This is a genomic window from Bacillus sp. 2CMS4F, from assembly GCF_023161785.1.
Classification (GTDB): Bacteria; Bacillota; Bacilli; order Bacillales; family Bacillaceae; genus Bacillus; species Bacillus halotolerans.
This window is the reverse complement of sequence record NZ_JALNTO010000017.1, coordinates 32512-59401: the sequence shown is the minus strand read 5'-3', so window position 1 is coordinate 59401 and position 26890 is coordinate 32512. Positions and strand designations below refer to the sequence as shown.

Annotated in this window: 29 protein-coding genes, 7 tRNA genes and 4 pseudogenes; 6 read left to right on the top strand and 34 right to left on the bottom strand. The window is 41.2% G+C overall.

Annotation, left to right across the window (positions count from 1 at the left end; translation table 11 throughout):
- Window positions 1-350: 350 nt before the first annotated feature.
- Both cspC and MTN95_RS21710 read right to left on the bottom strand, forming a co-directional pair.
- Window positions 351-554 carry a cold shock protein CspC gene (cspC, locus tag MTN95_RS19040; protein ID WP_010333137.1) on the bottom strand — a complete coding sequence of 68 codons (204 nt, stop codon included), beginning with the start codon at window positions 552-554 and terminating at the stop codon, window positions 351-353.
- A gap of 600 nt (window positions 555-1154) precedes the next feature.
- A complete protein-coding gene (locus MTN95_RS21710; RefSeq protein WP_369334113.1) occupies window positions 1155-1271 on the bottom strand; it encodes a molecular chaperone TorD family protein in 117 nt (38 codons plus the stop codon).
- Window positions 1272-1435: 164 nt separating this feature from the next.
- Between MTN95_RS21710 and desA the strand changes: the two genes are divergently transcribed.
- Window positions 1436-2464: a Delta(5) desaturase DesA gene (gene desA / locus MTN95_RS19035; RefSeq protein WP_248339683.1), complete on the top strand. Its 1029-nt coding sequence runs from the start codon at window positions 1436-1438 to the stop codon at window positions 2462-2464.
- A 534-nt stretch (window positions 2465-2998) separates the two neighbouring features.
- On the opposite strand, the gene MTN95_RS19030 is transcribed toward desA, so the two are convergent.
- The 4 genes from MTN95_RS19030 to MTN95_RS19015 all read right to left on the bottom strand — a co-directional run bounded on the left by MTN95_RS19030 (window position 2999) and on the right by MTN95_RS19015 (window position 5798).
- Window positions 2999-3742, bottom strand: coding sequence for an SDR family oxidoreductase (locus MTN95_RS19030; protein ID WP_105955148.1), 744 nt, complete (start codon window positions 3740-3742; stop codon window positions 2999-3001).
- 49 nt (window positions 3743-3791) lie between these two features.
- On the bottom strand, window positions 3792-4163 hold the full coding sequence (locus MTN95_RS19025) for a nuclear transport factor 2 family protein (RefSeq protein ID WP_101670027.1): 372 nt from the start codon (window positions 4161-4163) through the stop codon (window positions 3792-3794).
- Window positions 4164-4198: 35 nt separating this feature from the next.
- Entirely contained in the window at window positions 4199-5227 is a 1029-nt protein-coding gene (locus tag MTN95_RS19020; RefSeq protein ID WP_105991452.1) for an NADH:flavin oxidoreductase/NADH oxidase, read from the bottom strand.
- 151 nt (window positions 5228-5378) lie between these two features.
- A complete protein-coding gene (locus MTN95_RS19015) occupies window positions 5379-5798 on the bottom strand; it encodes a MarR family winged helix-turn-helix transcriptional regulator (RefSeq protein WP_101670025.1) in 420 nt (139 codons plus the stop codon).
- Between the two features lie 214 nt (window positions 5799-6012).
- On the opposite strand from MTN95_RS19015, the gene MTN95_RS19010 reads away from it, so the two are divergent.
- Both MTN95_RS19010 and MTN95_RS19005 read left to right on the top strand, forming a co-directional pair.
- A complete protein-coding gene (locus MTN95_RS19010; protein WP_105955151.1) occupies window positions 6013-6660 on the top strand; it encodes an SDR family oxidoreductase in 648 nt (215 codons plus the stop codon).
- Window positions 6661-7101: 441 nt separating this feature from the next.
- Window positions 7102-7866, top strand: coding sequence for a TSUP family transporter (locus tag MTN95_RS19005; protein ID WP_167559272.1), 765 nt, complete (start codon window positions 7102-7104; stop codon window positions 7864-7866).
- Window positions 7867-8191: 325 nt separating this feature from the next.
- Here the strand turns inward: MTN95_RS19005 and MTN95_RS19000 are convergent.
- A pseudogene (locus MTN95_RS19000) lies at window positions 8192-9365 on the bottom strand (response regulator aspartate phosphatase).
- 377 nt (window positions 9366-9742) lie between these two features.
- On the opposite strand from MTN95_RS19000, the gene MTN95_RS18995 reads away from it, so the two are divergent.
- Window positions 9743-10627: a DMT family transporter gene (locus tag MTN95_RS18995; RefSeq protein ID WP_248339682.1), complete on the top strand. Its 885-nt coding sequence runs from the start codon at window positions 9743-9745 to the stop codon at window positions 10625-10627.
- A gap of 21 nt (window positions 10628-10648) precedes the next feature.
- Here MTN95_RS18995 and MTN95_RS18990 read toward each other — a convergent pair.
- The 11 genes and pseudogenes from MTN95_RS18990 to MTN95_RS18940 form a co-directional block, all read right to left on the bottom strand.
- Window positions 10649-10795, bottom strand: a pseudogene (locus tag MTN95_RS18990) (lipoprotein); the annotation flags it as partial.
- A 4-nt stretch (window positions 10796-10799) separates the two neighbouring features.
- A pseudogene (locus tag MTN95_RS18985) lies at window positions 10800-11258 on the bottom strand (lysozyme family protein); the annotation flags it as partial.
- A pseudogene (locus MTN95_RS18980) lies at window positions 11255-11590 on the bottom strand (hypothetical protein); the annotation flags it as partial. The pseudogenes MTN95_RS18985 and MTN95_RS18980, both read right to left, overlap by 4 nt.
- A gap of 217 nt (window positions 11591-11807) precedes the next feature.
- Window positions 11808-11891: transfer RNA gene (locus tag MTN95_RS18975), tRNA-Leu, on the bottom strand.
- 79 nt (window positions 11892-11970) lie between these two features.
- A tRNA-Leu gene (locus MTN95_RS18970) sits at window positions 11971-12052 on the bottom strand.
- A gap of 11 nt (window positions 12053-12063) precedes the next feature.
- A tRNA-Lys gene (locus MTN95_RS18965) sits at window positions 12064-12139 on the bottom strand.
- Window positions 12140-12166: 27 nt separating this feature from the next.
- Window positions 12167-12241 (bottom strand) — tRNA-Gln (locus MTN95_RS18960).
- A gap of 12 nt (window positions 12242-12253) precedes the next feature.
- Window positions 12254-12325: transfer RNA gene (locus MTN95_RS18955), tRNA-Glu, on the bottom strand.
- A gap of 29 nt (window positions 12326-12354) precedes the next feature.
- Window positions 12355-12445: transfer RNA gene (locus tag MTN95_RS18950), tRNA-Ser, on the bottom strand.
- 5 nt (window positions 12446-12450) lie between these two features.
- Window positions 12451-12525 (bottom strand) — tRNA-Asn (locus MTN95_RS18945).
- Window positions 12526-12648: 123 nt separating this feature from the next.
- Window positions 12649-13101, bottom strand: coding sequence for a SprT family protein (locus MTN95_RS18940; RefSeq protein WP_024120307.1), 453 nt, complete (start codon window positions 13099-13101; stop codon window positions 12649-12651).
- Window positions 13102-13203: 102 nt separating this feature from the next.
- On the opposite strand from MTN95_RS18940, the gene cmpA reads away from it, so the two are divergent.
- The gene (gene cmpA, locus MTN95_RS18935) at window positions 13204-13317 is read left to right on the top strand and encodes a cortex morphogenetic protein CmpA (RefSeq protein ID WP_003225207.1); all 114 of its coding nucleotides are present in this window, start codon (window positions 13204-13206) and stop codon (window positions 13315-13317) included.
- A gap of 9 nt (window positions 13318-13326) precedes the next feature.
- Here cmpA and MTN95_RS18930 read toward each other — a convergent pair whose 3' ends face one another.
- The 14 genes from MTN95_RS18930 to acpS form a co-directional block, all read right to left on the bottom strand.
- Window positions 13327-15486: a Tex family protein gene (locus MTN95_RS18930; protein WP_248339681.1), complete on the bottom strand. Its 2160-nt coding sequence runs from the start codon at window positions 15484-15486 to the stop codon at window positions 13327-13329.
- Between the two features lie 105 nt (window positions 15487-15591).
- Window positions 15592-16191 carry a phosphoserine phosphatase RsbX gene (rsbX, locus tag MTN95_RS18925; RefSeq protein ID WP_044161719.1) on the bottom strand — a complete coding sequence of 200 codons (600 nt, stop codon included), beginning with the start codon at window positions 16189-16191 and terminating at the stop codon, window positions 15592-15594.
- On the bottom strand, window positions 16191-16979 hold the full coding sequence (sigB, locus tag MTN95_RS18920; protein ID WP_024120303.1) for an RNA polymerase sigma factor SigB: 789 nt from the start codon (window positions 16977-16979) through the stop codon (window positions 16191-16193). Before sigB ends, rsbX begins: the two co-directional genes overlap by 1 nt.
- Entirely contained in the window at window positions 16945-17427 is a 483-nt protein-coding gene (gene rsbW / locus MTN95_RS18915) for an anti-sigma B factor RsbW (RefSeq protein ID WP_024120302.1), read from the bottom strand. Before rsbW ends, sigB begins: the two co-directional genes overlap by 35 nt.
- Window positions 17424-17753 carry an anti-sigma factor antagonist RsbV gene (rsbV, locus tag MTN95_RS18910; protein ID WP_103671961.1) on the bottom strand — a complete coding sequence of 110 codons (330 nt, stop codon included), beginning with the start codon at window positions 17751-17753 and terminating at the stop codon, window positions 17424-17426. The genes rsbW and rsbV overlap by 4 nt, the downstream gene beginning before the upstream one ends.
- A gap of 61 nt (window positions 17754-17814) precedes the next feature.
- The gene (gene rsbU, locus MTN95_RS18905) at window positions 17815-18822 is read right to left on the bottom strand and encodes a phosphoserine phosphatase RsbU (protein ID WP_105955158.1); all 1008 of its coding nucleotides are present in this window, start codon (window positions 18820-18822) and stop codon (window positions 17815-17817) included.
- An 11-nt stretch (window positions 18823-18833) separates the two neighbouring features.
- Window positions 18834-19235, bottom strand: coding sequence for a serine/threonine-protein kinase RsbT (gene rsbT, locus MTN95_RS18900; protein WP_105955159.1), 402 nt, complete (start codon window positions 19233-19235; stop codon window positions 18834-18836).
- A gap of 3 nt (window positions 19236-19238) precedes the next feature.
- Window positions 19239-19604 (bottom strand): RsbT antagonist protein RsbS, encoded by a 366-nt coding sequence (gene rsbS / locus MTN95_RS18895; protein ID WP_003225190.1) that lies wholly within the window; start codon window positions 19602-19604, stop codon window positions 19239-19241.
- A 4-nt stretch (window positions 19605-19608) separates the two neighbouring features.
- Entirely contained in the window at window positions 19609-20433 is an 825-nt protein-coding gene (rsbRA, locus tag MTN95_RS18890) for an RsbT co-antagonist protein RsbRA (RefSeq protein WP_105955160.1), read from the bottom strand.
- 115 nt (window positions 20434-20548) lie between these two features.
- Complete coding sequence (gene ndoA, locus MTN95_RS18885; RefSeq protein ID WP_003156187.1) at window positions 20549-20899, bottom strand: type II toxin-antitoxin system endoribonuclease NdoA; 351 nt, start codon at window positions 20897-20899, stop codon at window positions 20549-20551.
- A gap of 4 nt (window positions 20900-20903) precedes the next feature.
- On the bottom strand, window positions 20904-21185 hold the full coding sequence (endB, locus tag MTN95_RS18880) for a type II toxin-antitoxin system antitoxin EndoAI (RefSeq protein WP_003225183.1): 282 nt from the start codon (window positions 21183-21185) through the stop codon (window positions 20904-20906).
- Window positions 21186-21302: 117 nt separating this feature from the next.
- Entirely contained in the window at window positions 21303-22472 is a 1170-nt protein-coding gene (gene alr / locus MTN95_RS18875) for an alanine racemase (protein WP_248339679.1), read from the bottom strand.
- Window positions 22473-22588: 116 nt separating this feature from the next.
- The gene (locus MTN95_RS18870) at window positions 22589-23605 is read right to left on the bottom strand and encodes a LolA family protein (protein ID WP_082687822.1); all 1017 of its coding nucleotides are present in this window, start codon (window positions 23603-23605) and stop codon (window positions 22589-22591) included.
- A gap of 165 nt (window positions 23606-23770) precedes the next feature.
- Window positions 23771-24136: a holo-ACP synthase gene (gene acpS, locus MTN95_RS18865; RefSeq protein ID WP_105955161.1), complete on the bottom strand. Its 366-nt coding sequence runs from the start codon at window positions 24134-24136 to the stop codon at window positions 23771-23773.
- A gap of 94 nt (window positions 24137-24230) precedes the next feature.
- Between acpS and MTN95_RS18860 the strand changes: the two genes are divergently transcribed.
- On the top strand, window positions 24231-24830 hold the full coding sequence (locus tag MTN95_RS18860) for a rhomboid family intramembrane serine protease (protein ID WP_024120294.1): 600 nt from the start codon (window positions 24231-24233) through the stop codon (window positions 24828-24830).
- Here the strand turns inward: MTN95_RS18860 and MTN95_RS18855 are convergent.
- Both MTN95_RS18855 and MTN95_RS18850 read right to left on the bottom strand, forming a co-directional pair.
- Complete coding sequence (locus MTN95_RS18855; RefSeq protein ID WP_105955163.1) at window positions 24827-26308, bottom strand: PH domain-containing protein; 1482 nt, start codon at window positions 26306-26308, stop codon at window positions 24827-24829. The genes MTN95_RS18860 and MTN95_RS18855 overlap by 4 nt on opposite strands.
- Window positions 26298-26777 carry a PH domain-containing protein gene (locus MTN95_RS18850; protein WP_024120292.1) on the bottom strand — a complete coding sequence of 160 codons (480 nt, stop codon included), beginning with the start codon at window positions 26775-26777 and terminating at the stop codon, window positions 26298-26300. Before MTN95_RS18850 ends, MTN95_RS18855 begins: the two co-directional genes overlap by 11 nt.
- Window positions 26778-26890 lie beyond the last annotated feature (113 nt).

The following is a 26890-nucleotide window of genomic DNA, read 5'->3' as shown; positions in this document are numbered from 1 at the left end:
CCCGAACTACGGCTGCCAAGCTTTTGGAACAGGAAAAGAAAAGATAAACTTTCAATCAAATGGTTCGCAGTACTTGAGATTGTGAACTCTTGTACTTAAATTAACGGGCAGGTTAGCCAAAAAGAAAGAATATAGTCGAAATAAAAAATAAATAATTTATATACATTCCGCATATTGTCAATCCAGTATGTTATACTGTAAACAAACCTTTGAAGCGTTAAATCTTTTGCTATTACCTTGTAACATCTCCCTACTCGAACGTTGAGTAGGGTTTTTTTATTGATTATTATAAGAGAACATAAAAAAACAGGCCCTATATAAAGAGCCTGTTTCTATAAAACGATTTAAGATTAAGAAGCTTTTTGAACGTTAGCAGCTTGAGCTCCACGAGCACCTTGCTCAACGTCAAACGTTACTTTTTGACCTTCGTCTAAAGATTTGAATCCGTCACCTTGGATTGCAGAGAAGTGTACGAATACGTCGTCTCCATTTTCACGTTCGATAAAGCCAAAACCTTTTTCTGCATTAAACCATTTAACTGTACCTTGTTCCATTTTTGTTGCCTCCTAGTGCGTTACCGCACATTGTATTACTATCCCTGCCCAAAGTATCATCAAGACGAAAAGTCAATATTCATACTATCCTTTACACCGAACAAAAATAATTCTTCTTAATCATAACACGAAACGGAAATAAATACAAATTAATATTATCATTTTATTCACGGCATTATTTGTTAAACATGTGGATGCCAGCGCAGAATAAAAATCCTATTCATCCCTATGGTTTGAAAACACCGTGAAAATAAATCATGAGTGTCTTCAAACCTTTTTCTTTGCTTAATCGTACTTCATTATTGATTGTTAAAGATCGCTTTAAAACACTCAGCTTTTTCTTGTTCAAGCGCAATATATTCTTTTAAAAGCTGGACTGTTCACTGGGAAAGCTTTGTTTTTGCAGATGTTTCCAAACGGCCACTCATGGTATATGCCCATTTGCCAAGATGCTCATAAAAATATAAAACTTGATCTCAAATCATCTTCCTTTTCTTCATATATTAATATGGTCTTCTAGCTCTCTTTATGTTGACACTCAAAAATCAATCCATTTTTGCGGTAGTATTTCCTTACTTGTCATGTTTGTTCCTCAAACAATCAATGTTTACGGTCTAAATAAACCGATTCCCATAGGGGAGCAGGGAGAGAGTTTGGCTCGATAAAGAGCCGGGTATAATCTTCATACGCTGCTGTATCCCGGCTGGCTCTGCTAATAAAGATTTAGTTGAGCTGGAAATCAGCTTCTCATTTCCAATAATTTAACATAGGGATGGGAATGATACTTATCATATATGGAGTATGACAGCTGAGACTTCAAAGGCCATAAAACGTTTTCTATACTTAAATTAAGATCATCAGGGAAGGAGAAACTTTAAAGAATGAAGGAACAAAACTTAAGGACTTTGAGAAAACTGGTTACACCTTATGAAAAGTCCGATTTACAAAAAAGTATTTGTCAAATCATTAACACATTGGCACCATTTTTCCTGTTATGGTGTTTGGCATATAAGAGCTTGTCGATTTCTTATTTCCTTACATTAGCGATTTCTGTCGTAGCGGCGGGTTTTTTAGTGAGAACCTTCATCATCTTTCATGATTGCTGCCACTATTCCTTTTTTAAGAACAGAAAGGCGAATCGAATCCTTGGAACAATAACAGGAATTCTGACTCTGCATCCTTTTGATCATTGGGCACACGACCATTCTGTCCATCATGCGACAAGCAGCAACCTGGACAAACGCGGTACAGGCGATATTTGGGTACTGACCGTTGAGGAATATAAGGAAGCCTCAACGAAGACAAAAATAATGTACCGTTTGTACAGAAACCCGTTTGTTATGTTTGTTATTGGGCCGATTTACGTCTTCGGGATTACCAATCGTTTTAATCGTAAAGGGGCAAAACGCAAAGAGCGGATGAATACATATGTAACGAATCTGGGGATCGTCGTTTTGGCAGCACTTTTATGTTGGGCTATTGGCTGGCAAAACTTCATGCTGGTTCAGGTGCCAATTTTTATGATATCGGGATCCCTCGGAATTTGGATGTTTTATATTCAGCATACGTTTGAGGATTCTTATTTTGAAGAAGATGAGCAGTGGGAATATGTAAAAGCAGCTGTTGAAGGAAGCTCTTTCTATAAGCTTCCAAAAGTCATGCAATGGCTAACAGGCAATATCGGTTTCCATCATGTTCATCATTTAAGCCCGAGAGTCCCAAACTATAAGCTTGAGAAAGTGCATAACAGCACCGAATCATTGCAAAACGTCCCAACCATCACACTGGCAACAAGTCTAAAGTCGTTAAAATTCCGCCTATGGGATGAAAAAGGCAAAAAATTTGTTGGTTTTAGCCACTTAAAAAAAGCTTCTAAAAGCCAAGCATCAGTGCGGCTAAGAGCGGATTAAATAAACTCCCCATAATCGATGATAAGGGGCAATGTATCTTGCAGAATAAAAGTGCAGACTCGCGCAAAGGTTTTGTGCAGAGGTCAGCACTTTTTTAATGCCAGATACACTTGCAGACTCCACCATGCGGTACATTTGTTGCCGTATTTTTTGAAAAAAAATAATACCAAATGTGGTTAAACCCTTGGTATTATTGGGATGCGGCCGTGAGGACTTGACCCTCCACGGGTTATTCACCCACTAGGCCCTCAATAAAGTGGAAGTATATTGTCAGTTACAAAAGCCTGTTATTTCAAGCATTTGAAGTCATTCATTACACTCATTTACATCATTTTATATTCATTTTGGGCACAAAATGGGCACTGTTTTCCAGACAGTAATCCACTGAATATTGTGTAGTTATGCATATGTCACTCAAGTCTCTTCATGGGTGTTCCTAAAGGGGCTTAATAAGTCTAAGAAAAAGAAATGATATTCCCAACAATAAAGAAACCCGTTTAAACTTAAAAAATATGTTTAAACGGGGCAATAGACTTACCACTCTTGAGCAGTAGGTGTAACTAATACATCATTTATCAATACATCAGAAGGCTGATCGACAACAAAAGCAATTGTCTTCGCGACATGCTTTACATCAATAGCTACTTCATCCAGGTTATTCAATACACCTTTCACGTCACTGTCTGTGACAGTATCTTGCCAATTAGTAGCTATAACACCAGGTGAAACCATGGATGCCTGTATGTTATACTTAACAGATACCTCTTTGCGCAAGCTTTCAGTTATTGCCTTCACAGCAAACTTTGTTGCGCTATAGACACCATGCCCCTCTCCTACTGCATGTCCTGCAATAGATCCAACATTTATGATTTGTCCTTTTCCTTGCTGTTTCATATGCGGCAGTACTGCTGCGATACCGTACAGAGTACCTTTCAGGTTTAAGTCAATCATTTTTTCCCACTCATCTACATGCGCATTGTCCCACATAGAAAACAACATGAGACCAGCGCAATTGATTAGCGTGTCAACTCTATCGAATTTTTCAATAGCATAGTCGATTAAGGCTTGGACGTCTTCTTTATTGGTAGCGTCCGTTGCTTTGTATACAGCAATTCCGTTATTACTTGAAATACGATTTACAATCTGCTGAAGCTTATTTTCACTTCTTGCAGCCAATACAACCTTTGCACCATTTTCAGCAAGATAGCTTGCTGTTGCCTCACCTATTCCGCTTGATGCACCTGTAATGACAACAACCTTATCTTCAATATATGACATGACAAAAAAACTCCTTTTTGTACGTGATTCCTTATTTTCACAAACCCGTTTATCCGTGTAAATGAAATACCTTACCAATCACTTTCCATTCTCCATTAACTTTAAGCAACTGATGATAGTCTGTGTAGGACTCTCCGTAAGCATCGTTTTCTAGGCTAATACGAGCTGTGGCAATTGTGCCTTCTACATCTAAAATGTCGATTCTTGACTTGAGATCTGGCGCGGCGCCTGCTTCATCAACAAAATCCCATAAATTCTTAATGGTGCCTCCGAGAAAACCATTAGAATTATATCCATACATTGTCGCATCTTCGTGGAAAGCTGGCTGCATAACTTCTTTCTTTCCAGTCACAAGTCCTTCTACATACTTGCCGATCACCTCAACTATTTGGTTATAATCCTTGATTGGTGTTTTACTCATTTTCTATTCCTCCTTATGCTATAGATTGGAATGAATTAAAAACGGAAACCATCAGTATACTGTTTTGGTACAGATGTCTCTTTTCTCAATTGTTTAGCAGCTTCAAGAGTCCAGTAAGGATTTCTTAGCATACCTCGTCCAACAGCGATAAGATCTGCTTCTTCATTGCCGATGATCGCATTAGCTAATTTTGGATCATCGAGTCTTCCTACAGCGATTACTGGAACTTGTAACGCTTCTTTGATTCTTCTTGCAAGTGGAGCTTGGTAAGCTGCGTGTGTTCCTGGTCGTCCCCAAGCAGCAATCTGTCCTTCACCACCAGAGGAGATATCAAACATATCCACTCCTGCTTCTTGATAGGCTTTAGCGAATTCGATGCTTTCTTCTATGCCATATCCGCCCTCAACATATTCTTTTGCAGAGATACGCATTAGTAATGGCATTTCGGCAGGCATTTCTTCTTTAGCAGCCTGAATGATTTCTCGACCAAATTTAGTCAAGTCTTTACCATATTCATCATCTCTTTTGTTTGTAAGTGGAGAATGGAACTGATGAATCAAATAGCCATGCGCCCCATGGATTTCGATCGTATCAAAACCAGCTTTGATTGCACGTCTTACCGCTAAACGGAATTTTTCTACCATTCCTTTCACTTCTTCGGTTGAAAGCGCTCTTGGTGTTTTAGATTTCTCATCAAAAGGGATTGCGGAAGGTGCAACCGGTACATCTGCATCTTCAGCTTTACGTCCAGCATGCGCAATCTGGATCCCCACTTTAGCTCCATGCTTATGAATAGCTTCGACAATTCTTGCAAGTGCCGGGATTTGTTCATCGGACCACAAACCTAAGTCATAGTCGGAAATTCTTCCATCAGGTTCTACATCGGTCATTTCAATCATGATAAACCCAGTTCCACCAACTGCACGGCTTACGTAATGCAAATAATGCCAATCAGTTGCAACACCGTCTTTCTTGTCGACAGAGTACATACACATCGGAGACATGACAACGCGGTTCTTCAGCTCCAAATTCTTAATTTTAAAAGTACTAAATAGATCTTGCATGTTTAAACATCCTTTCTTCCTAAAATAAATGTATGTGTCATACATATAAAATAACATATGCATGCATCATGCATACAATTTATCTCTAAATCGTTAAAAAGTCAAATCAAAGAGCTTTTAAAATTTCAAGCCCTTTGACAGATAAAGCTGTTTATAGTTCATTTATTAGCTCTTTCACTATTGTATCCAAGTTATGCGTTTTTAAATGCTTTTGTAAGATCTCATGGAAAACCTGAAGACTTTTCTGAAGTTTATTTTCCCCCAGTTCCGTCAATCTGGTATAGGTGCCCCTGCGATCATCTGAACAAATATGTTTCTCTAAGGCACCACAACTGTTGGCCTCCATGTTCCCCACCAGTCTGGAAAGAGCACTTTGGCTTAAACCTATCTTTTCCTGCAACTGTTGCAGCCTAAGGCTTTTGTCCGGTGACTTAGAAAGATAATAAAGAACATAGAACTCTTTAATCGAAAGGCTGAATTCAGCCTGTAATATGCTTTCCAATTCCTTTTTTATTGTATTTTGTATAGTATCCAGCGATAACCACTGATCCATGAACTCATTTGTATTCATAACTTAACTTCCCACCAGTCGCTCAAGTATATTCTTTTTTAAGTATATGACAAGCAGACTTTTTACTCAAATCATTAATTATATGTATGCAGCAAGCATATATTTTGATACATTTGTATTTACATGGGATATTGGAAACAAAAGAAGGAAAATCTAACTTTAAGTTCTTCTTGGGAAGTTATGCTAAATTTTTTATTTGAAATGAGGGATTAATTTGAGCAAAGTATTCATTATTGGAGCGAACGGGAAAGTTGGTAAAAATCTAGTCAATGTCTTGAACGAAAAAAAGGAACATGATGTAGCCGTCGGATTAAGGAAAGAAGAGCAATTTTCTTACTTTGAGGATAAAGGTGTTCAACCAATTCACCTAAATTTAGAAGACGATATAGAAACAATAACCGAAGCCATCAAAGAGTTTGATGTTGTTGTCTTCACAGCAGGATCTGGAGGACATACAGGTCCAGATAAAACACTTATGATCGATTTAGATGGAGCAGCAAAGGCTGTTGAGGCAGCTGAAAAAACTGCTGTAAAGCAATTCATTATGGTCAGCAGCATTGATTCAGACCGACGGGATTATTGGAAACCAGAGAGTATGAAACCTTACTTTATTGCGAAACATTATGCTGATAGAATTCTTAAAGAAAGTAATCTGAACTACACCATCTTACGACCAGGTGTTCTTTCTGACGAAAGAGGAACTGGAAAGATAACCACTGACCCTGCTGGTTCAGAAACCTCTCGTATATCCCGAGAAGATGTGGCACGCGTTATAGAAGCATCAATTGGAAACGAGAGAGCATACAGAAAAATCGTAACGCTTTTAGAAGGAGACACCCCCATAGAATCATTGTACAAATGATTTAAAATACTTGGGAAAAAGGGCCTTATGCTGGGCTCTCTTTTTCTGATGATATAAATAAATGATTATCTCAAATTCTTTTAATACTATACACTAATTCCAACCTTGGTTGGCTTAATATAAACTTTCAAGGGGATTTTGTTATGAAAACTACCTGTTCTTTAGAAACGCTATATTATCTTACAACTGAACAGAAATCACTTCTCTCGAGATGCTATCCATTGTGGGTGAATTGTCTAATAACAAGTAGGGATTTTGCTAACAAGCTAAAGGTAACAAAAGCTTGTTTTGAAGAAATCATCACGGTTTACGATTCTCTTGAATAGTTTACCAATTCTGATAATACGTAAGATAGGCTAAATTCTGAAAGTCCGTTAGACAGAAAAAGCAGAAATAAGGATATGCTTAAAACCATTTCAAACTTTCTAAGGAGGAAAAGTTATGGAGGACATTAACATTTACACAGTGCTGCTTGTCATTTGTTTTGGTTTTTTAGCTGCGTTTATCGATTCTGTTGTAGGAGGAGGCGGATTAATCGCATTACCTACATTGTTATTCTTAGGATTGACCCCAGCTCAGGCTGTTGCTACAAACAAATTAGCCGGAACAATAGGATCATTAACAAGTACATTTATGTTTTACCGTTCTGGAAAGATTGACTTTAAATCCATTTCCAAGTTATTCCCACTCGTTTTCATCGGTTCGATGGCCGGGGCATGGACAGTCCATTTAATGGACCCCGAATTGCTTAAACCTTTAATGCTGGTTATGCTGGCAGCTGTCGCAGTTTATACCATCCTTAAAAAGGATTGGGGAAGTATCTCAACCTATAAAAAACTATCTGTCCGCCATTTTATTATTTTTATCCTTTTAATTTTTGCAATCGGTTTTTACGATGGATTTCTCGGACCAGGAACAGGTTCATTTTTAATGTTTGCTTTCTTAATGATCGGATTTGATTTTTTAAAAGCAGCAGGCAATGCAAAGTTTTTGAATTTCGGCAGTAATATTGCTGGCTTGCTGATGTTTATGTACCTAGGGCAAGTCAACTATACATATGGTTTGCTAATGGGACTTGCACAAATTGCTGGCGCAGTTTGTGGCTCAAAGTTTGCAATTAGAAGAGGTAGTAGTTATGTGCGTACTTTATTCATTGTGGTAACCTGCTTGCTGTTAGTTAAAAACGTGTATGATTATATTCATTGAAAGTCTCTCGTTACTTAATAAAAGAGGCTTTCTCTTTCAAAAAGGCAACGCCCCCTTTTTTAATACAAGGTCTTCTAATTGCACTTATTTTGAAAAATACGCCATAGACCTTTCATTTGCCTACTGAATAATTTACGACAAAGCAAGCAACCTCTAAATCCTTTAATATGGTTGAAGTAAGGACCCTATTTCAATATTTCGTTCAAATAAAAGAGGAAGGGTTCTAATCCCCCTACCTCTTTATGCACCAACTCGGTCTGCTGCAATATTGAAACCACCATTTGAAGCATTGTCTGTATCTGCAAAGTGAGTAAATGCTAAGATGCTACTTAACACCATTACTGTCAATAGAATTCGGCTGATCTTCATTTATAATCTCTCCTTTCTTTCTTTTTCGTCTCGCCTCAATACTAATATGATAATACTCATTTGATAGCTCTAAATTCCCCCGATGGTGAAAATAATGCCCAATTTCGGTTGCAAAATTTTCAACGTCAGCAAACATTTTTCTGTCTGCAAGATAAGAAAATGCTTCATTAATTAAATGATATTCACCATTAGAAAAAAGTCCTTCCAAAATTTTAAACTTTGCTGTGTATTCCTTATCTTTGTTCTTATCAGCTACCTCTTTACCCTGCAAATAATATTCCTGGGCAACATTAAAATTATTTCTTTTCGCCTCAACATGAGCCATAGCAAATAAAGCTTTCGTTAAAAAACTGTGTTCAGATTTTTCAAAATTTTAATTGATAAGTCCAGATGATTAGCAGCCATATCGTAATCCTTTAATTCCTCATAACAAATTTCAATATTCATGTGAGACATACCAATCAAATGATGAATTCTTATATCCTCTGCAATATCTAAAGCCTTTAAAAATTGCAGTAAAGCCATTTCAAACTCCAAAGAATCAATTAAATTACCTGCTACAATAAATTGACATCGTAATGTCTGGACAGCATTTTCATCATATTTTCTTAAATATTTTCAGGGCTCGATTAGCATAGTTCATTGAGAAATAAGTCTGTTTCATATAATAATAAACGTACGACACTTTGAAGAAAAATTCTGCCCTCTCTATTTCATCCTCAACCTGATATAACTTAGATTCAGCAATCCTATAAGCACTTATAGCACTCGTTAACTCTTTTCGTCTAAATTCGTATATACCTAAGAAAAAGAAATAATAATATTCAAGCATTCCTGTCAATTGCCCCTGCTCTTCTATTTCCTTTATTGTTTCATAAGCACTATTTAGATCATCTATTTCTTTCGACTCCATATAAGATAACATTATCTCAAGCCTGAATTCTAACAATTGATAATATAACAGAGCGTCTTGGTTCTCTTCCATATTTACTAATTCAGCTTCTACTTCTTTTTTTATTCTCTCAGCTTTTTCAACTTGATCATTCTTTATCGAAGTGTACCAAGCGTTTAATTTTTTCCGTAACTAGATCATACGGAATTTTAGTTTTATCTAGAAGAATCGGACGCAAGAAATATCCCCCACCCTTACATAAATTATGATATTTTTTACATTAATTGTATTATGTCAGATTTAATTTAAGTATACAAAGATGAATTGCAAAAAGGTACATTATATTTACTCCTTTGCGGTTTTTTTGCGGCTATACTAATACTTTTGCGACTTCACGCTAAAACCCATTTAAAAAATAGGGGTGTTTACGGCTTGAAAACAAACATTGTATAATGAGAGACAATAATGAAATTGAGGTGAAAATATATGTTTTTAGCTCCACTATTTGAAAATGATGTTCCAGTAGCACTTCTCCGCCCTTAATGGAGTAAAGTGACTACTTCTCTCCGTTAGGGCAATTATTGACCTAATTTTAAATACGGAGGGAACAAAAAAATGAAAAATACCCTATTAGGTTCTATATATTTAGCTTTAGCCGCTAGTATCTGGGGTGGCATGTATGTTGTGGTTAAGGTTGTTGTCGCAGTAATTCCACCTATTGAATTGGTTTGGATTAGGTATGTAATCGCCATCCTTACACTTCTTATCGTTGGTTTAATAAAGAGACAATCTTGGAAAATTAATAAACGCCACCTTTTATTAATTGTCGTCATTGGATTAGTTGGCAACACAATTTCAATTGTTACGCAAGAATATGGAACGATGTTGTCTTCAGCACAAATGGGAGCAATTATTACGTCTTCCACACCAGCGTTTATGGTTATTTTTGCCCGACTATTACTCAAGGAGCCCCTTAATATAAAAAAAGGAGCTTCAATTATATTAGCCACAATAGGCGTATTATTTATTGTTGGAAACGGCCATATTGATACATCCAATCAAATTGGCGGTATTTCTCTACTTGTTGCAGCACTTACATGGGCACTGATGTCAGTGCTTATCAAACGTGTTCCAAGCAGTTATTCACCTATACTTGTTACAACATATTCAACTTTTGTTGCCATTGTGGCACTAACTCCTTTTATAAAACCTAGCACGATTTTTACGTCACAATTATTTGACGCTAAAATTCTAGGTGGTCTTTTGTATTTAGGAATTGTTTCAACAGCTTGTGCCTTTTTATTGTGGAACCGTGGACTACAACTATTAAATGCTTCAAGTGGGGGCCTCTTTTTCTTTTTTCAGCCTCTAGTTGGAACTTTACTTGGATGGCTTCTGCTGGGAGAACAAATAGGCGGGACATTTTGGATAGGCTCATTTTTAATTCTTAGCGGTGTGTTATTAGTTATTAAAGAGAAAGAAAAAGAAGTAAATTCATAACTAAAAGAAAAGCAAACTATTTCATATAGTTTGCTTTTCTTTTAAATTTAGTTTCTTTACTGTTTCTTCATAGTCTATTGTTTTCTTTGATAAACCTAGTCTATCATTCTCTCCGTTTCCAGGCATGCTACCCATTTCTTCATATTTATCACCTAGTTTTTCAAAGTAATCACTTTTTGACATAGTCTATAAATCCAGAACCAAAGTTGTATGCCTGTAAGGTTAAACGAACATCACCGCCAGCCTGTTTAAAAACCTTCTTAAAATGCTTAATACCAACTTCAATCGAACATTCTGGGTCAGTTATGGAGTTGGGAGGTAAGCCGATACTTTCGGAACTTTGCATGATATCTAAAGAACGCCCACCACTTTCCTGCATGGTGAGCGCCATGATAATATTCACTTGATCAAAAACACCTTCCTGACGGGCGTACTTTTCAAATACAGCCCTAAATCGTTCGACTTCCGGTGCAATGCCAACCGTTTCATATTCGCCATCCCCGCCGCCTATGAAATCGTCTCCCACTTGATTTTCTCTTGAAATCGTCATAATCACTGCGATACATAAAACAAAAAAGAAGATAAAAGGAGCCGAGAACATCAAAGGAAAAACTACCTTTTTACTTATCATCTTGTTCTTTCATCCTTTCTCAGTCGATCTTCAACTTTTGACGAGGTGCGCCTTCCAATATCATTTAAAGACACTTGCTCAAATGTATTAACGCTTTGTTCAGTCCGTTTAATGGATTGTGATGAAGGCTGTTTTTCTCTTGATACAGCCTTACTTTTTACCAGCAGGAGCAACAGCCTGTTTTTCCTCAACACGAATACCATCTGAATGAACTTTTGCGGGTTCAGATGGTCTGATTTTACGTTCGTATTGGCAATAGGCTGATTCTCTACTTTTGCAGGGTGAGGGCTTTCAAATCCATACTGCGGTTCAGATTGATTTATCATGACTTTTAATAAAAACACAATACATGACAGCGGAAATAGAACTCCTGCAACCCAGTTGTCTCATGTGTTGGCGGAATAGATTAAATTTGAAATGCAGTTAGAACCCAATTAAATTCAAGACTATAACTTACTTTAGGGAAGTGGGCAGTTTGTGGGCAGTAGACAATTTAAAAACAAGCACAAAAAAATACCAAGGGCGTCAAAACCCTTGGTATTATTGGTATGCGGCCGAGAGGACTTGAACCTCCACGGGTTATTCACCCACTAGGCCCTCAACCTAGCGCGTCTGCCATTCCGCCACGACCGCGTGATCATTAAATTGTTTGTGCTGGTTTAGTAGGCTCTTAACCTAGTAAAACCAATTCGCGTGCACTTTGTAAATAAAGTGCGGGTGAAGGGACTCGAACCCCCACGTCGTAAGACACTAGATCCTAAGTCTAGCGCGTCTGCCAATTCCGCCACACCCGCAAAAAGACAAATGGTGAGCCATGAAGGACTCGAACCTTCGACCCTCTGATTAAAAGTCAGATGCTCTACCAACTGAGCTAATGGCTCTTACTATTTAATTTCATAAAATAAAAATGGCTGGGCTAGCTGGATTCGAACCAACGCATGACGGAGTCAAAGTCCGTTGCCTTACCGCTTGGCTATAGCCCAACGAAAATGGAATGACCCGTACGGGATTCGAACCCGTGTTACCGCCGTGAAAGGGCGGTGTCTTAACCGCTTGACCAACGGGCCGATGGTTGAGAACTTATATCGTAATCTTATGGCGGAGAAGGAGGGATTTGAACCCTCGCGCCGCTTACGCGACCTACACCCTTAGCAGGGGCGCCTCTTCAGCCACTTGAGTACTTCTCCAAATATGGCTCCACAGGCAGGATTCGAACCTGCGACCGATCGGTTAACAGCCGATAGCTCTACCACTGAGCTACTGTGGAATAATGAGACAAGATTCATTATATCAGGCTTGTCATTAAGAGTCAAGAGGTAAATGTTTTTTATTTATCTCTCGTGACGACTTTTATAATGTAACATAGGCTTGCCAGTTTCGTCAACCTTTTTTACGAAAAAATTCTTTTTATTTTCCCGCGGCATTTTCCGCATCTGTATCTGTCAGGATTCATGGCGCGTCTCTTTATATACTGTTGGCCGCATGCCGTACATATATACCTATATGTTTTGTTGCTTTCTGTTTTTTTCTTTAGTGGCGTACAGAAGCGGGGCGCATTGACTTGCTGGAGAAGCGCTCTGAAATCTTTGTCCCTGTGCTTGTATCCTTTTCCTTCAAGGTGAAGGTGATAATGGCAGAGCTCGTGCTTAATGATGCCGATCAGTTCCTCCCTGCCGTGTTCAATCAAATATTTTCTGTTCAATTCGATGTTATGGGAGGTTAACAGGTATCTTCCGCCGGTCGTTTTGAGCCTGTCGTTGAAAACAGCCTGATGGCGAAACGGCTTTTTGAAGTATGTGTTCGAAATATCCTCTGTAAGCTTTTGCAGCTCTTTGTTATCCATGGTGCACCTCACTAAAAAAACATTGAACGGGACAATTCACTGTTCGCATACAATAGGGTAATCACCGCCCTCTTATGATAAAAGCTGAGGAGGAATGAGCCTATGCCAAATTGGCTGAAAAAGCAGATGCAAAAAGCATTCCTTGAAAAAGATAATTACCAAATTAAACTACTGAATCAATGCTGGTATTTCTATAGGAAAAAACACTGCTCGTAAGCAGTGCTTTTATTTTACCATAGACAGTGACACTCTGCCTTTTTGTACATCGACACCGTCAACCCAAACCGTCACGATGTCACCGACTGATACAACATCAAGCGGATGCTTGACGAATTGATTGCTGAGTTTTGAAATGTGCACAAGCCCGTCCTGTTTGACTCCGATATCAACAAACGCTCCGAAGTCCACTACATTGCGCACGGTGCCCTGCAGCTCCATTCCTTCTTTCAGATCCTCCAGTTGAAGGACGTCTGTTTTCAGCAGAGGCTTAGGCACCTCATCACGCGGATCACGTTCAGGTCTTGTCAGCTGTTCACAAATGTCTTTCAGCGTAATTTCACCGATTCCCAGTTCCTTTGCTGTTTCAGAAAGCTCAAGTTTGTTGATTTTATCCTTCAATTCCGCCGTACCGATCTGCTCTGTTGAAACACCGAGCTTTTTCAAAAGCGTTTTTGTTTCTTTATAGCTTTCCGGGTGGATTCCTGTTCTGTCCAAAGGCTCTGTCCCTTCCTGCACTCTTAAAAAGCCGATACATTGTTCATAGGTTTTCGCGCCGAGCCTTGGAATATCCTTCAGTTCTTTTCGATTCGAAAACTTTCCGAGCTCTTCCCGCTTTTTGACGATGTTGCCCGCTACGGATTTCGATAATCCCGCTACATACTGAAGCAGCGCAGCGGAAGCTGTGTTGACATTTACTCCTACTTGGTTTACGACTGTCTCGACGACAAAGCGCAGGGATTCATTTAAGCGTTTTTGGCTGACGTCATGCTGATACTGCCCTACTCCTACAGATTTCGGGTCAATTTTGACGAGTTCCGCAAGCGGATCTTGAAGTCTCCGTGCGATGGATACTGCACTGCGTTCCTCGACCTGAAGCTCAGGAAATTCTTCTCTGGCAAGCTCAGAAGCCGAATAGACGCTTGCCCCCGCTTCATTGACAATCACATAATAAATATCACGCGGCGTGTCCTTCAGCACATCCACAATGAATTGCTCTGTCTCCCTGGAGGCCGTGCCGTTTCCAATCGCCACCATTTCCACTTGAAACTCTTCAAGAATCGCTTTCACTTTCTCATGGGCTTCTTTCGTTTTTTTGACAGGTGCATGCGGGTAAATCACATCAATTTTTAAGACTTTCCCGGTTTCATCTGACACTGCCAGCTTACAGCCTGTTCGGAAAGCCGGATCTACACCGAGAACCGTCTTGCCTTTCATCGGCGGCTGAAGGAGAAGCTTTCTGAGGTTCTCAGAAAAAATATGAATCGCCTGTTCATCCGCTTTTTCCGACAGCTCTTTTCTGATTTCACGTTCAATGGCAGGCTGGATCAGTCTTTTGTAGCTGTCTTCAACCGTTTCCTGCAAAATTCCTTTTACAGACGTTGAACGGTTTTTGATGATTTGCTTTTCTAAGTAAGCCTTAATGTGATCTGCTGGCGGTTCGATAGACACCTTTAAAATGTCTTCTTTTTCGCCGCGGTTCATGGCAAGCACTCTGTGCGGAACGACCTTTGCGATTGGCTCTTCATACTCATAGTACATTTCGTACACGTTTTTTTCATCTGTGTCTGCTGATTTTCCGGCAGCTGACTTGATCGTTCCTTTTTTAAAGGTTTCCTGGCGAATCCATTTTCTGAAATTCGGTTCGTCTGAGATTTGTTCCGCAATAATGTGCTTGGCGCCTTCAATGGCTTCTTCTCTGGTGAACACTTCTTTTTCTTCGCTGATATATTGGTCTGCTGTTTCTGCAAGGCGGTCATCTTGCGGAAGGGTCATAATATAGTCAGCAAGCGGCTCAAGGCCTTTGCTTTTGGCGACTGTCGCTTTCGTTTTGCGCTTTTGTTTATACGGACGGTAGAGGTCTTCTACTTCCTGAAGTTTTATGGATTGGTCAATTTTGCGTTTTAATTCATCTGTTAGTTTATCCTGCTCGGCGATTAGCCTGATGACTTCTTCTTTTCGCTGATTCAGGTTTTGTATGTATTGCCATCGTTCAGAAATGGTCTGAATCTGAACCTCGTCCATTGAACCCGTCTGCTCTTTTCGATATCTGGCGATGAACGGAACTGTGTTGCCGTCCTCAAGCAGGCGGATGACGCTTTCAACATGTTTTTGTGATAAACCTATTTCTTTCGCAATTTGCTGTTTCAAAAGGGCTGACGTTTCCATGTAACCATAGCCTCCAATTTTGTCGTTCTTACTCTAGTGTATCAAAAACAGAAAAAAACACATAAAAAAAGAAGCCGGCTTTCCCAGCTTCTTTTTTCTGCTCTTCTAGGACAGCTGCCCAAGAATATATGTCAGATCATCTTTTCTTGATGTCGTGTACATTTTCAGCGAATTAGATATCTCTTCTACCGATTGGCCTTTTTTTAAGTGGGAGCGGATATCGGGTACGTTGAGTCCATCTGTATGTATAATGAACTTAGAACCCTTTTCATAGGTAGCGGTGTGCGTTTTGTATTTTTGCGGCTTGCCTGATAAATAGCCTGAAATCGGCAGAGGATAAAAGCTTTCACCAGACGGGGAATGCAGGATAAAACGTACATTTCCGACGGAGCAGTACGTAAACTGCCTTTGTTCAAAGTTGATTTTTAAGATAGAAGCTGTCGCCCCTCTTTTGTTTCTCATCGCCTGATTACAGCGTTCGATAATGCTTTGTACGTCTTCGTTCGCATAGTTTTCCACTAAGTCTTTGATTGCTGAAGAAGATTCGTTGGCAAGCGATCCGCTTCCAAGCCCGTCAGCTACCGCACAAATTAATTCTTTATCATCAGCTTTCATAAAAAAGCTGTCGCCGCAAATGGATTTTCCTTCTTTATTCAGTTGGTATACAAGGGTTTGAATATGCTGGTTTTCTTCAACCTGGATCATTACATTAACTCCATGGAGGGATCTTCAATCAAGGCCTCTCTGAGCTTCTTCACAGCTTTGCGCTGCAGACGCGAGACGTGCATTTGAGATATACCGAGAATGTCCCCAGTTTCTTTTTGGCTTTTGTTTTGAATGTACGTTAGGTCTATGATTTGTTTTTCACGGTCTGAAAGGACATGAAGCACGCTTTGCAGCATCATTTGCTGGTTCACCCGTTCATATCCATCCTCCTGTGATCCGACGATATCGAGAATGGTAACAGTGCTTCCGTCCGCATCTGCTTCAATGCTGTGATCGACAGATAAGGCTTGATAGCTTTTGCCCATCTCCATGGTTTCAAGAACCTCTTCCTCTGATACATCGAGGAATTCAGCAATCTCTTCCACTTTCGGCGACCTTTGTGTTTCTGTCGTCAGCTGATCGACCGCCATTTTGATTCTCGGCCCCAGTTCTTTGATTCGTCTCGGAACATGAACGCTCCACGTCTTATCTCTAAGGAAACGTTTAATCTCCCCGATAATTGTCGGGATCGCAAAAGCTTCAAACGATTTGCCCACCACGGGATCGTAGCGTTTTATTGCGCCGAGAAGCCCGATCATGCCGACCTGGCGGAGATCTTCGTGGAAGCTTTTGCCCTTTGAGTATTTCTTCGCAAGCATATCAACCAGATTTGTATACACCTGCACAAGCGTTTCTTGCGCCTGTTCATCTTGTTTTGTTTGGTAATCGCTTATGAGCCGATCGACTTCATCCTTAGTTAGTTTCGTAGTTTTTGATGGTTGTGTCATGATCAACTCGCTCCCCATTTAAATACTTTGTCATCGCTACGGTGACGCCGGAGTTGTTTTGCACTCTGACTTCATCCATGAGCGTTTCCATTAAATATAGACCGAGCCCTCCTTCTGATAATTGATCGACTGTGTGTGAAGGTGTGTACGGCCCAAGATCCTGCTGCTTTTCATCAAAATCAAAGCTGTCGCCTTCATCCGCCACAATGACCTCTAAACGATCTTCGAACACACCGAATCGGATTGACACTTCCCCGTTTTTGTCTTCTTTATATGCGTGCTGAACCGCATTTGTACACGCTTCACTCACTGCGATTTTCAAATCTTCAATTTCATCGTACGTATAGCCCATTCTGCTTGCGACGCCTGACAGAGTCAGCCGTATAATCCCTACGTATTCAGGCTGGGCCGGCACTTTCATTTCGATGTAATCAGCTTTGTTCTTCATTGCACTCCACCTTCTGACTTTGCAGAAATATCAATGATGTCCTTTAGACCTGTAATTTCGAACAGACGGATCAGGCGGTCAGACAGATTTTCAAGCTTGAGCGATCCGCCTTGTTTTTTCACTGTTTTAAATACACCTACAAAAACGCCAAGTCCAGTACTGTCCATGTAGCTGACATCCTTCAGGCAAATCCTTAAGTCAGCGCCTTGTTCTGCCAGAGGAACGAGTTTTTCTCTGAGAACCGGAGCTGAATACACATCAATTTCTCCTGCAATGTTTACTTGTATATCATTCACACTCTGTTTCACATCAACATTAATATTCATTCGTATCACCTCAAAGTATCCTTCAAATCACTAATTGTTGTATACCCTCGGCTGGCAAACGCTAAACCTTTCTTCTTAAAACAATTAACGTAAAATCATCGTGAAGCTGAAAATCCTGCAATTTGAGGAGGCTGTCATAAATGTTTTTGACCATTTCCTGCGCAGAGCAACACATATGTTCCTCAATGAGCTTCTGTATATCGAGACGCTCCAAGAAACCGTTTTCCGTCCTGCATTCTGTAACGCCGTCAGAAAATAAAACAATCATATCTCCCTTTTCGAGATACTGGTCAAATTGCCTGTAGTCATAATCCTGCGAGATCCCGAGAACCAGCCCTTTAGCTTCTAAATCGTAAAATGCATTGTCTTTTTGAGAATAGTAGAATCCCGGTTCATGTCCCGCTGAAGCATATGTAAATCGATGACTGTCCGTATTGTAATTGGCATAAAACATCGTAATAAACATACTGGCATCAACGTTTTGTTCAACAACACGATTCAAGTTTTTCAGCACCTGTGAAGGGTGAATGCCCGTTTCCGGCAAAGAATCCATCGCGTATTTAATCATAGACATACATAAAGCTGCCGGAATTCCTTTGCCGATGACGTCAGCAATGGCAATATTAATGGACTCTTTGTCTTTAACAAAATGGTAATAATCACCGCTCATCTGTTTGGCGGGCACACTGATCGCGCCGATGTCCAGCGCTTCTTCCTCCGGAATTTTTGTTCCCAGAAGCGTCTGCTGTACATTAGCTGCGATTTCAATTTCTGATTTAATTTCCTGCTGTATCCCTCTGAGGGTTTGATGCTCCTGATAAGCCATTCCATATCCAATCATGACTTCTATTAAAAAATCCAGCGAATGAAAAACATCTTCCGGGAGACTCGGATACAGCTCCTTCAGCACTTTTCGGTGAATGCTGATGATTTCTTCCGGAGGAATTTGATGCTCGATTGTTTTTCGGCTGAATTTTTGGGCTTGATATAAAGATGTTTCTGTTAATTCGGCTATATATCGGCTAAGCAGCTGATGGTACCGCTGCTCAATAACCTCCCTAAAATCCACTTTCTTACCTCCTACCGAAGCCATTTAATGGCTTGTATCTCTGTTCCTTCCCCCGCTACGGAATTTAAGCTAAATTCATCCATCAGCCTTTTCACGCCGGGAAGTCCTGCTCCGAGTCCGCCTGATGTAGAAAATCCATCTTCCATGACTTTACGGATATCAGGAATTCCCGGTCCCTTGTCTTCCGCTATAATTTTCAGGCCCGTTTTTCCTCTGTCTGCGACCTGTTCAATTCCAATCTGGCCCTTGCCGGCATATAAATAAATATTTCTGGCTAATTCTGATATAGCCGTTGTGATCCTTGCCTGGTCTACTGTGCCGAAACCCAGCTCTTTTGCAACGTTTCGCCCAAGCTGTCTGGCGGCCACGATATCCCATTCTGTCATGATCTTTACACAGGATTGGTCGTTCATTCGCTATTCCCCCAATTCCCGCTTCAATGTCTCAAGCCCTTGCTCTAAGTCGAGCGCCGTTTCGATTTCCTCAAGCGCAATTCCAAGTTCAATCAGCGTCACCGCAACGGCGGGCTGAATGCCGGTTAAGACAACTTTTGCGCCCATTAACTTAGACATTGTGATGACATCACCCAGCACTTTGGCGATAAATGAATCAATCATATCCACAGATGTCAGGTCAATGACGACCCCGTTTGCACCTGTTTCGTATATTTTATTTAATAAGTCTTCTTGAAAGGTTAATGCGGTTTGATCATCTAGTTCCCATTGAATAGATACTAATAAGCAATTATACAGTTTCAAGATCGGGATTTTCGGATGTCTCACAATATTATTCCCCCAATGAAACGATTTTTCGATCGGTGATTTCCAATGCTGTTTGAATTCCTTTTTGCAGGGTATTCTTAGTAATAACTTGGGATAAATCAATCCCAAGGTTAACGATCGTCTGGGCGATTTCCGGACGGATTCCAGCAAGCAGGCATTTCGCTCCGACAAGCCTTACCGCTTCAGACGCCTGAATAATATGATGGGCAACCATCGTATCGACGACAGGCACACCGGTAATATCGATCAGCACGACTTGGGAACGGTGTTTGACAACGCCGTTAAGCAGATTCTCCATAATTCGTTTTGCGCGTTCCGTATCAATCGTTCCGACCAGCGGCATTACCGTTATATTTTCAAAAACCGGGATCAGCGGCGCAGAAAGCTCCTGCAGTGCGATTTTTTGCAGGGATACTGTTTTTTCCCATGAGATGGAGTACTGATTAAAAATTTCTGTATTAATCGGACTGAAGAAGCGGTCAATCTGCCAGATTAATTCCGTACTCTCTTGATCTGGCAATCTCTTATCGTTCATCTTCGTGTAGAGACGCTTCCAGAATTCAGCAAGCGCCGTAGCCAGAAACTTCAAAGAAAGTCCGATTTGGACGGCTCTCAGCGCCAGTTCGCTGATTTGGCTTTCAGCAGCGCTCTCATCATTAACAGATGAAAGCAGAATGTCGATATATTCTTTAGATATATTTTCATAAACTTGGTCAGTCAGCTGATATGATTCTTGTTCACTTAATTCTTTTAGTGTGTCAGTCCACAATTGAAGCAGTTCATTTTGATTCTCGGCTATGAACTGATAGACAGTCTGATTCGACATCAAATTCGCTTACCTCCCGATAAAAAACAACATATTTTTTCGCTATTCCATTATTATATCGTTAATGTTTTTTGAAAACAAAAAAAGTTGCTCTATTTGAGCAACCAGGTAAATATTACTAAAAATCAATGAGTGCCAAACTGATCTGTAAGGCTTCATCAACCTTATCCATCATTTCATCATCCAGATGAGTAATCTTATCCGTTAACCTTTGCTTGTCAATCGTCCGAATTTGCTCCAGCAAAATAACGGAATCTCTTTCAAAACCGTAGCGTTTTGCATCAATTTCGACGTGGGTTGGTAATTTCGCTTTCTGTATTTGGGCTGTTATGGCTGCAACAATAGCAGTTGGGCTGAAGCGATTTCCGATGTCATTTTGGATCACTAAAACCGGGCGCACCCCGCCTTGCTCTGAGCCAACAACAGGAGATAAATCAGCAAAATAAACATCGCCGCGTTTCACAATCAAATGATTATCCTCCGCTGACTAAGCGCTCAACTGTCGTTTCAGCCTCGCACTCCGCAAAGTGAGCCTCGGAAGAAATGTTCAGGTTGATTTTCGCCATTTCCATATAGCCGCGTCTCATCAAATCACGGTTGTGACGAGTTGTTCGTTCGCTGACATAGGCTCTCACTGCTTGTGATATCAGTTCGTTTCTGCTTCGTTTCTCCCGCATCGCTACACCATCCAATTCAGCTACTAGGTTTTCGGGCAAGCTGATTTTCATTTCGGTTCTTGCGCTGGATTCAGACAAAAAACATACACCTCCACCAAACTTACGGATACGACTCTTTTATCCATCCAGTGATAATGATACCATTATTCACTCTTCAAGCAAAGCTGTTTTAAAAATTCTCTATCGTGATATGAGCTATTCGCTTGCATTCCCCTGCAATAAAGGGTTTCTTACTTCCATTATACTCCCATTTTCCAAAAACATACGGGGAACGCGGGAACTTATTGTACAAGCCACCTCGTAGTTAATGGTTTCGAGCCTGCCTGCGACCTCATCCATGGAAATATATTCATCCCCCTGGCAGCCGATCAATGTGACTTTTGAGCCTGGCGGATATTCCTGATCCAGCTCCACCATAAATTGGTCCATGCAGATTCGGCCGGCGATTTTCAGCCGTTTTCCTTTCACGAGTATCTCTGTTCCCTTTAATTGGCGGAGCCAGCCGTCCGCATAGCCAACGGGTACCGTTCCGATCCATGTGTCTTTTTCCGCTGTGTATTCGGCCCCGTAGCTGACACTTTCCCCTTTATGTACCTTTTTGACATGCGACAGGGTCGAATGCAGGGTGAATGCGGGACGCAGTTTAAACGGGATTTCATCGGTAATTTCCGCTGACGGACGCAGGCCGTACATGCCGATGCCAAATCTGACCGCGTTAAAAAAGCCTTTTTTCAGACGCAGGCCGGCGGCGCTGTTGGCGCAGTGAACCATCATTTTCTTTAAAGGCAGAGGAGCAATCAATTCTTTAAAGCGTTCAAACTGCATCAGAAAGTAGTCTCTTTGTTTTTCATCAGCAGTCGCAAAATGAGTGAAGACCCCTTTGCATTTTAAGCCCGGGTTGCGCTCCAGAATTTTCATCACGTGATGAATCTCTTCTTCTGTTTTTACGCCGAGCCTGTTCATTCCCGTATCGACTTTCAGATGAAAATGAAGGGAAGCTTTCTTGAGGTGGCGCGCAGCTTCCTGAAGCCATTCAACAGAATAACCCGTTAACGTCACGTCGTATTCCGCCGCGATTTTCACATACTCCGGAGGAACCGCGCCGAGCACCAATATAGGCGCTTTCAGGCCCCGCTGGCGAAGAGAAATCGCTTCATCCAAGATCGCCACGGCTAAGCATGATGCACCTGACTCAAGAGCCGCCTTCGCTACTTCAGCATCCCCATGTCCGTAGGCATTTGCTTTCACAACCGCCATCAGGTGGACATGTTCACCGATGTGTTTATTCATATTACTGACATTTTCTTTAATCGCGGACAGATCAATTTCCGCCCACGTGTCTCTGTAAAAAGGTTTTGTGCTCATTTATGACACTTCCTAGCGTTTATTCAATATCATTTACATATCATACTAAAATTATAGGGCAAAGTGAAATTCTGCCTGACGAAAAAAAGGCCAAATTTGATTCGGCCTTTAGGAGATTATTTGGATGATTGTCCCTTCATGCTTTTGGCGACTGTCACCATCTCCTCTTGTGAAAGATCTTTTGATGACAGAAGATAATCCACGCCTTCGTAAGTCCATGTTAGCGAAGCATCTGACAAAGCGCCGATTGTGTAGCCGAGATTAACCGGTTCCGCGTTCAGCGTGACTGAGGAGGACGCTTTCGCAACCTGGGCTTTTTCCTGAATTAAGGTAAACGATTTTTCTCCGCCGTAAGTCATGATGACGCGCTTGCCATCTTCCGTTGAAATATCTTTTTCCTCAAGCAGTTTTACGCCTAGCGGCAGTTCAAGCGGCGTTTTGACGGCAAAAGAGTCGGAAGGCTTCGCGCTAGTGGCGACATCCATTTGAGAAAGGGTCATATTTTTCTTTTCATCAAAGGACTCTTTGTCGAATTGCTTATTGAATTGGAAGCTGCTGAACTCTACTTTCACCATCACTTTTCGGTCGGTATCCATGACTTTGACAGATAGCGGGCTCATGTCCTTCTTGTTAAATGTGATTTCTTGTGTCGGAAGCATTTTGTTATGCTGATAGTTCGTTTTTGTTTCAAATACGTATTCTGATTCTTTTGAAGTGAAGACTGCATCCGAATCGTTTTGAATATCCTTTACAAGCGATTCAAACAAATAGACTTGGCTGCTGTTGTTTGGCCAGTCGCTTTGAAACCTGAAGCTCTTATTTAAAGACGGTGTGAGAACAAATACTCCGTTTTCATTTCGTAAAATGACTTGGTTTTGGTCCTTTTTCGGATTTTCCAGATAGACCCGGTACAGAGACGGTTTTTTGTGCCAGATTTCCACATTGTATACTTGCGGGTCACTCCCTGTCTCAATGGTCATTTTTGCTTTTGCTTTGTACGAGGTATATTCTTTCGCCTTCTCGTCCAGCCCGGTAACGACATCTTCCTGTGATTTTTGTCCGCAGGCAGAAAGAATAAGGACAGCCAGCAGTCCCGTTAAAAGCAAAACAAAGCTTTTTCTCACCTTTTTCAACCCCTTTTTCTCAATTGATGTAAAAGGAAGAAATCGCTTGTTTGACTTTAACGGTACGCTCGGTACACGGTTAAACAGAACAGAGGCGTACCATAAAAGCCTCAAACAACTCGTCTCCCTTAATGCATTATCAAATATATGAGAGGGGTGTCCCTAATATGCAGACTAGCTTGACAACCTTTCAATGACAACCTGTGCAGCCGCATATTCCTTCGTATGAGTGATTGACACATGAACAGCGGCTTGGCTCAGCTTTGCGCAAACAATAAAAGGCTTGCCATTCGAATCTTTTGTCACTTCAATGTCTTGAAAACTTAAATTCTTGCCTATTCCTGTGCCGAATGCTTTCGAAAAAGCTTCTTTTGCCGCAAATCTTCCTGCGAGAAATTCAATTTTTCTTTTCTCAGAAAGCTCATGATACTGAGTAAGTTCGCCGCCTGTTAAAATACGCTCGGCAAATCGTTTCTGGCGATCGGCCATTGAAGCGATCCGCTTAAGCTCAACGATGTCTAATCCTATACCGTAAATCATGTTTTACACCCTCCTTTGCGCTTGTACTATTTGAATGGTTTGTCTCATAAACGTGTTACTATAGAAATACCAAAATGATGAAATGGGGCTCGGCATGTTTATACGGACTGAAAACTTTCAAACCTTTATCAGGCTTTATCCCGTTGTCACCTTTATATTGGCTGCTCAGGCCGTTCTCTGGCTGTTCTTTTCACTTCCTGTTCCTTCAGTCGTGTTGTGGAGAGACGCTGTCACAGGCTATAACCTTGGCGTCGCTAACGGTGAATGGTGGCGGCTGGTCACGCCGATATTTCTTCACGCAGGGTTTACCCATTTGCTGTTTAATTCAATGTCCATCTTTTTATTTGCGCCGGCTCTGGAACGAATGCTCGGAAAAGCGCGTTTCCTTCTTGTGTATGCAGGTTCCGGAATGATCGGAAACATCGGCACGTATTTTACAGAACCGCTTGATTATGTGCATGTCGGAGCGTCCGGCGCGATCTTCGGGCTGTTCGGCGTTTATCTGTTTATGGTTCTTTATCGTAAAGAGCTGATCGGGCAGGACAACTCCAAAATGATTATCACATTGCTTGCCTTTGCCGTTCTCATGTCGTTTATCAACTCCAATATTAACATGATGGCCCACCTGTTTGGACTTTGCGGCGGGTTTCTCCTGTCTTTTTTATGTGTGCAAAAAAAAGAGCGGCGGTATTAACCGTCCGCTTTTTCATATGAGTACCAGTTTAAAATGAAATCTGCATCCTCTTCTCCCACATCTCTCACCGTTAATTCTTCCATATGGCTTGACGATTTTACCGAGGTGGAAATGGTATACAGCTTCCCCTTCTTTTGAAAATAAGATTGGCTCGCTTTGCATACCTGCATTCGCTTTCTCAACACAATTGCAGTCGTTCTGCCGATAAATCTCGATGTCAGCTGGAGGCGGTCTCCGCTGATCACCCAGGCCGCATCTTTATAAGCAAGATACCCGAAAAACAATTCAATCGGCAGCAGGACAATCGAGAGATAACCCCATGGCTGAAAGAAAATACACAGCGGAATGATGAAAAAGATGGAGAAAATGGTTGAGCGGAATAAGTACCGCTTCAATGCGCGCCGCGGCAGATGGCGGCGATTTTCTTCCAGCGTGTATTCCGGCGTAAAAGTACGCAGCATGCCGGGAAGCTTTTTTTTGTGGATCATCGGAAACAGAATGGTCGAAGCGCCCTCTGCTTTTTCCGGGTCTCCTCCGCCGCCCGCGCTGACGATTGACACCGTCGCAAAACCGAAAAGCTGGCGGATGATGTTTTCTTTTATTTTGATGGCTTGTATTTTGCGAAGCGGTATGGTGACTTGGTGTTTTTCAATAATACCCCTTGAAATCACCAATTCCTGCTCTTTTTTCATGATTTGAAAGTTAGCATATTTGAACATCATGCCGGCTATGCTGAGAATCCAGGTGATAAACAAACCAATAAATATAAGCACGGCGTATATGCCTATGTTGGCGTGCTGCAGAAAGGAGAATTTTTTGAAGAGCCAATCCATCGGCAGCACCTCATCCAGCTGAGAAATGAGCGCAAATACAGCAGAGATAATCACGCCGATTCCTCCGGATGTTGAAGCGGCCATAAGTAATTCTTTTGCATTCATGCTGTAGTTCACCTGCGGCTCTGCATCCGGGAGCGCCTCTTTATCTCCTGACAGGCCTTCATCGGTATCCGTTGAATTTCTTTCTGCTTTTTTCTTAAATACGGCTTCTTTGATTCTTTCAGCTTCTTCAACTGAAATAGCCGACAATACCGCTTCCGCCTCTTTGCCGCCGCCAGCCGTTTCAATTTGCAATTTGACAAGCTTGAAAATTTGCTGGACCACACCCGCACTCGTATTCATCGTTTGAATCCGGTCAATCGATATATACCTCTTTTTCGTCACAAACAAGCCTTCTTCGATTCTGAATTCATCATCTTCGATTCGATAGGAAAACTTTCTCCATTTGATGATGCTTGCTGCCACGAGCCAGATGAACAAAACGCCGAGCGCGATGGCTCCGTAAAAACGGACAGTGTGATTAGAGTTCACGATATACACAAAAAAGAATGGCAGAATAATATTTTTTATCGTTTGAATAATGGTATGGGATAAATTCAAAATGACTGCCGCCGGGTGAAGGCGTTTCGGTTCAGACATCATCGTCAGTCACCCTTGCCAGGCGCGAAATGGAGTCTCTCAGCTGATCCGCTTCCTCCATCTCTAAAGCAGGAATCGAATGCACAGTTGCCGCCGTGAAGATTTTCACTGTCGCCAGATTGTATTTTCTTAATAACGGCCCTTGCGAGGTGTCTACGTGCTGAACCCTGACCATCGGCACGATCACGCGTGTCACAACAAAGATACCTGATTGAATATCTATTTCGTTTTCATGAACTTCATAACGCCACACTTTGTGCCGGATCTTTGGAATCAGATAAATCGTCACAACCGAACCCAGCAGCCAAACTGCGCCGAGCACGCCGCTGATCCAGTACGGCCAATGAAAAAAATAACTTAACACTGCAACTGCTATGACAATAAGCAAGCAGACAGCGGAAATGATTATCTCTTGAAGTCGCCAAACCTTTAATCCGTCTGGACTGATTTGGTTTTTTGGCTGCTCTCTCAAAATACCTACCTCCCGTTTTTATCATCGTTACTTATACGCGCTTATGCAGAAAAAGTTTCATCTTTAAGCTTACATAGAAAAAACGGTTCCGTCAGCTGAAAGTTTGCTTAATG

What these genes read in the sequence shown, in the direction of transcription:
- cspC (WP_010333137.1), bottom strand. Translation starts at nt 554, where the DNA reads ATGGAACAAGGTACAGTTAAATGGTTTAATGCAGAAAAAGGTTTTGGC.
- desA (WP_248339683.1), top strand. Translation starts at nt 1,436, where the DNA reads ATGAAGGAACAAAACTTAAGGACTTTGAGAAAACTGGTTACACCTTAT.
- MTN95_RS19030 (WP_105955148.1), bottom strand. Translation starts at nt 3,742, where the DNA reads ATGTCATATATTGAAGATAAGGTTGTTGTCATTACAGGTGCATCAAGC.
- MTN95_RS19025 (WP_101670027.1), bottom strand. Translation starts at nt 4,163, where the DNA reads ATGAGTAAAACACCAATCAAGGATTATAACCAAATAGTTGAGGTGATC.
- MTN95_RS19020 (WP_105991452.1), bottom strand. Translation starts at nt 5,227, where the DNA reads ATGCAAGATCTATTTAGTACTTTTAAAATTAAGAATTTGGAGCTGAAG.
- MTN95_RS19015 (WP_101670025.1), bottom strand. Translation starts at nt 5,798, where the DNA reads ATGAATACAAATGAGTTCATGGATCAGTGGTTATCGCTGGATACTATA.
- MTN95_RS19005 (WP_167559272.1), top strand. Translation starts at nt 7,102, where the DNA reads ATGGAGGACATTAACATTTACACAGTGCTGCTTGTCATTTGTTTTGGT.
- MTN95_RS18995 (WP_248339682.1), top strand. Translation starts at nt 9,743, where the DNA reads ATGAAAAATACCCTATTAGGTTCTATATATTTAGCTTTAGCCGCTAGT.
- MTN95_RS18940 (WP_024120307.1), bottom strand. Translation starts at nt 13,101, where the DNA reads ATGGATAACAAAGAGCTGCAAAAGCTTACAGAGGATATTTCGAACACA.
- cmpA (WP_003225207.1), top strand. Translation starts at nt 13,204, where the DNA reads ATGCCAAATTGGCTGAAAAAGCAGATGCAAAAAGCATTCCTTGAAAAA.
- MTN95_RS18930 (WP_248339681.1), bottom strand. Translation starts at nt 15,486, where the DNA reads ATGGAAACGTCAGCCCTTTTGAAACAGCAAATTGCGAAAGAAATAGGT.
- rsbX (WP_044161719.1), bottom strand. Translation starts at nt 16,191, where the DNA reads ATGATCCAGGTTGAAGAAAACCAGCATATTCAAACCCTTGTATACCAA.
- sigB (WP_024120303.1), bottom strand. Translation starts at nt 16,979, where the DNA reads ATGACACAACCATCAAAAACTACGAAACTAACTAAGGATGAAGTCGAT.
- rsbW (WP_024120302.1), bottom strand. Translation starts at nt 17,427, where the DNA reads ATGAAGAACAAAGCTGATTACATCGAAATGAAAGTGCCGGCCCAGCCT.
- rsbV (WP_103671961.1), bottom strand. Translation starts at nt 17,753, where the DNA reads ATGAATATTAATGTTGATGTGAAACAGAGTGTGAATGATATACAAGTA.
- rsbT (WP_105955159.1), bottom strand. Translation starts at nt 19,235, where the DNA reads ATGAACGACCAATCCTGTGTAAAGATCATGACAGAATGGGATATCGTG.
- alr (WP_248339679.1), bottom strand. Translation starts at nt 22,472, where the DNA reads ATGAGCACAAAACCTTTTTACAGAGACACGTGGGCGGAAATTGATCTG.
- acpS (WP_105955161.1), bottom strand. Translation starts at nt 24,136, where the DNA reads ATGATTTACGGTATAGGATTAGACATCGTTGAGCTTAAGCGGATCGCT.
- MTN95_RS18860 (WP_024120294.1), top strand. Translation starts at nt 24,231, where the DNA reads ATGTTTATACGGACTGAAAACTTTCAAACCTTTATCAGGCTTTATCCC.
- MTN95_RS18855 (WP_105955163.1), bottom strand. Translation starts at nt 26,308, where the DNA reads ATGATGTCTGAACCGAAACGCCTTCACCCGGCGGCAGTCATTTTGAAT.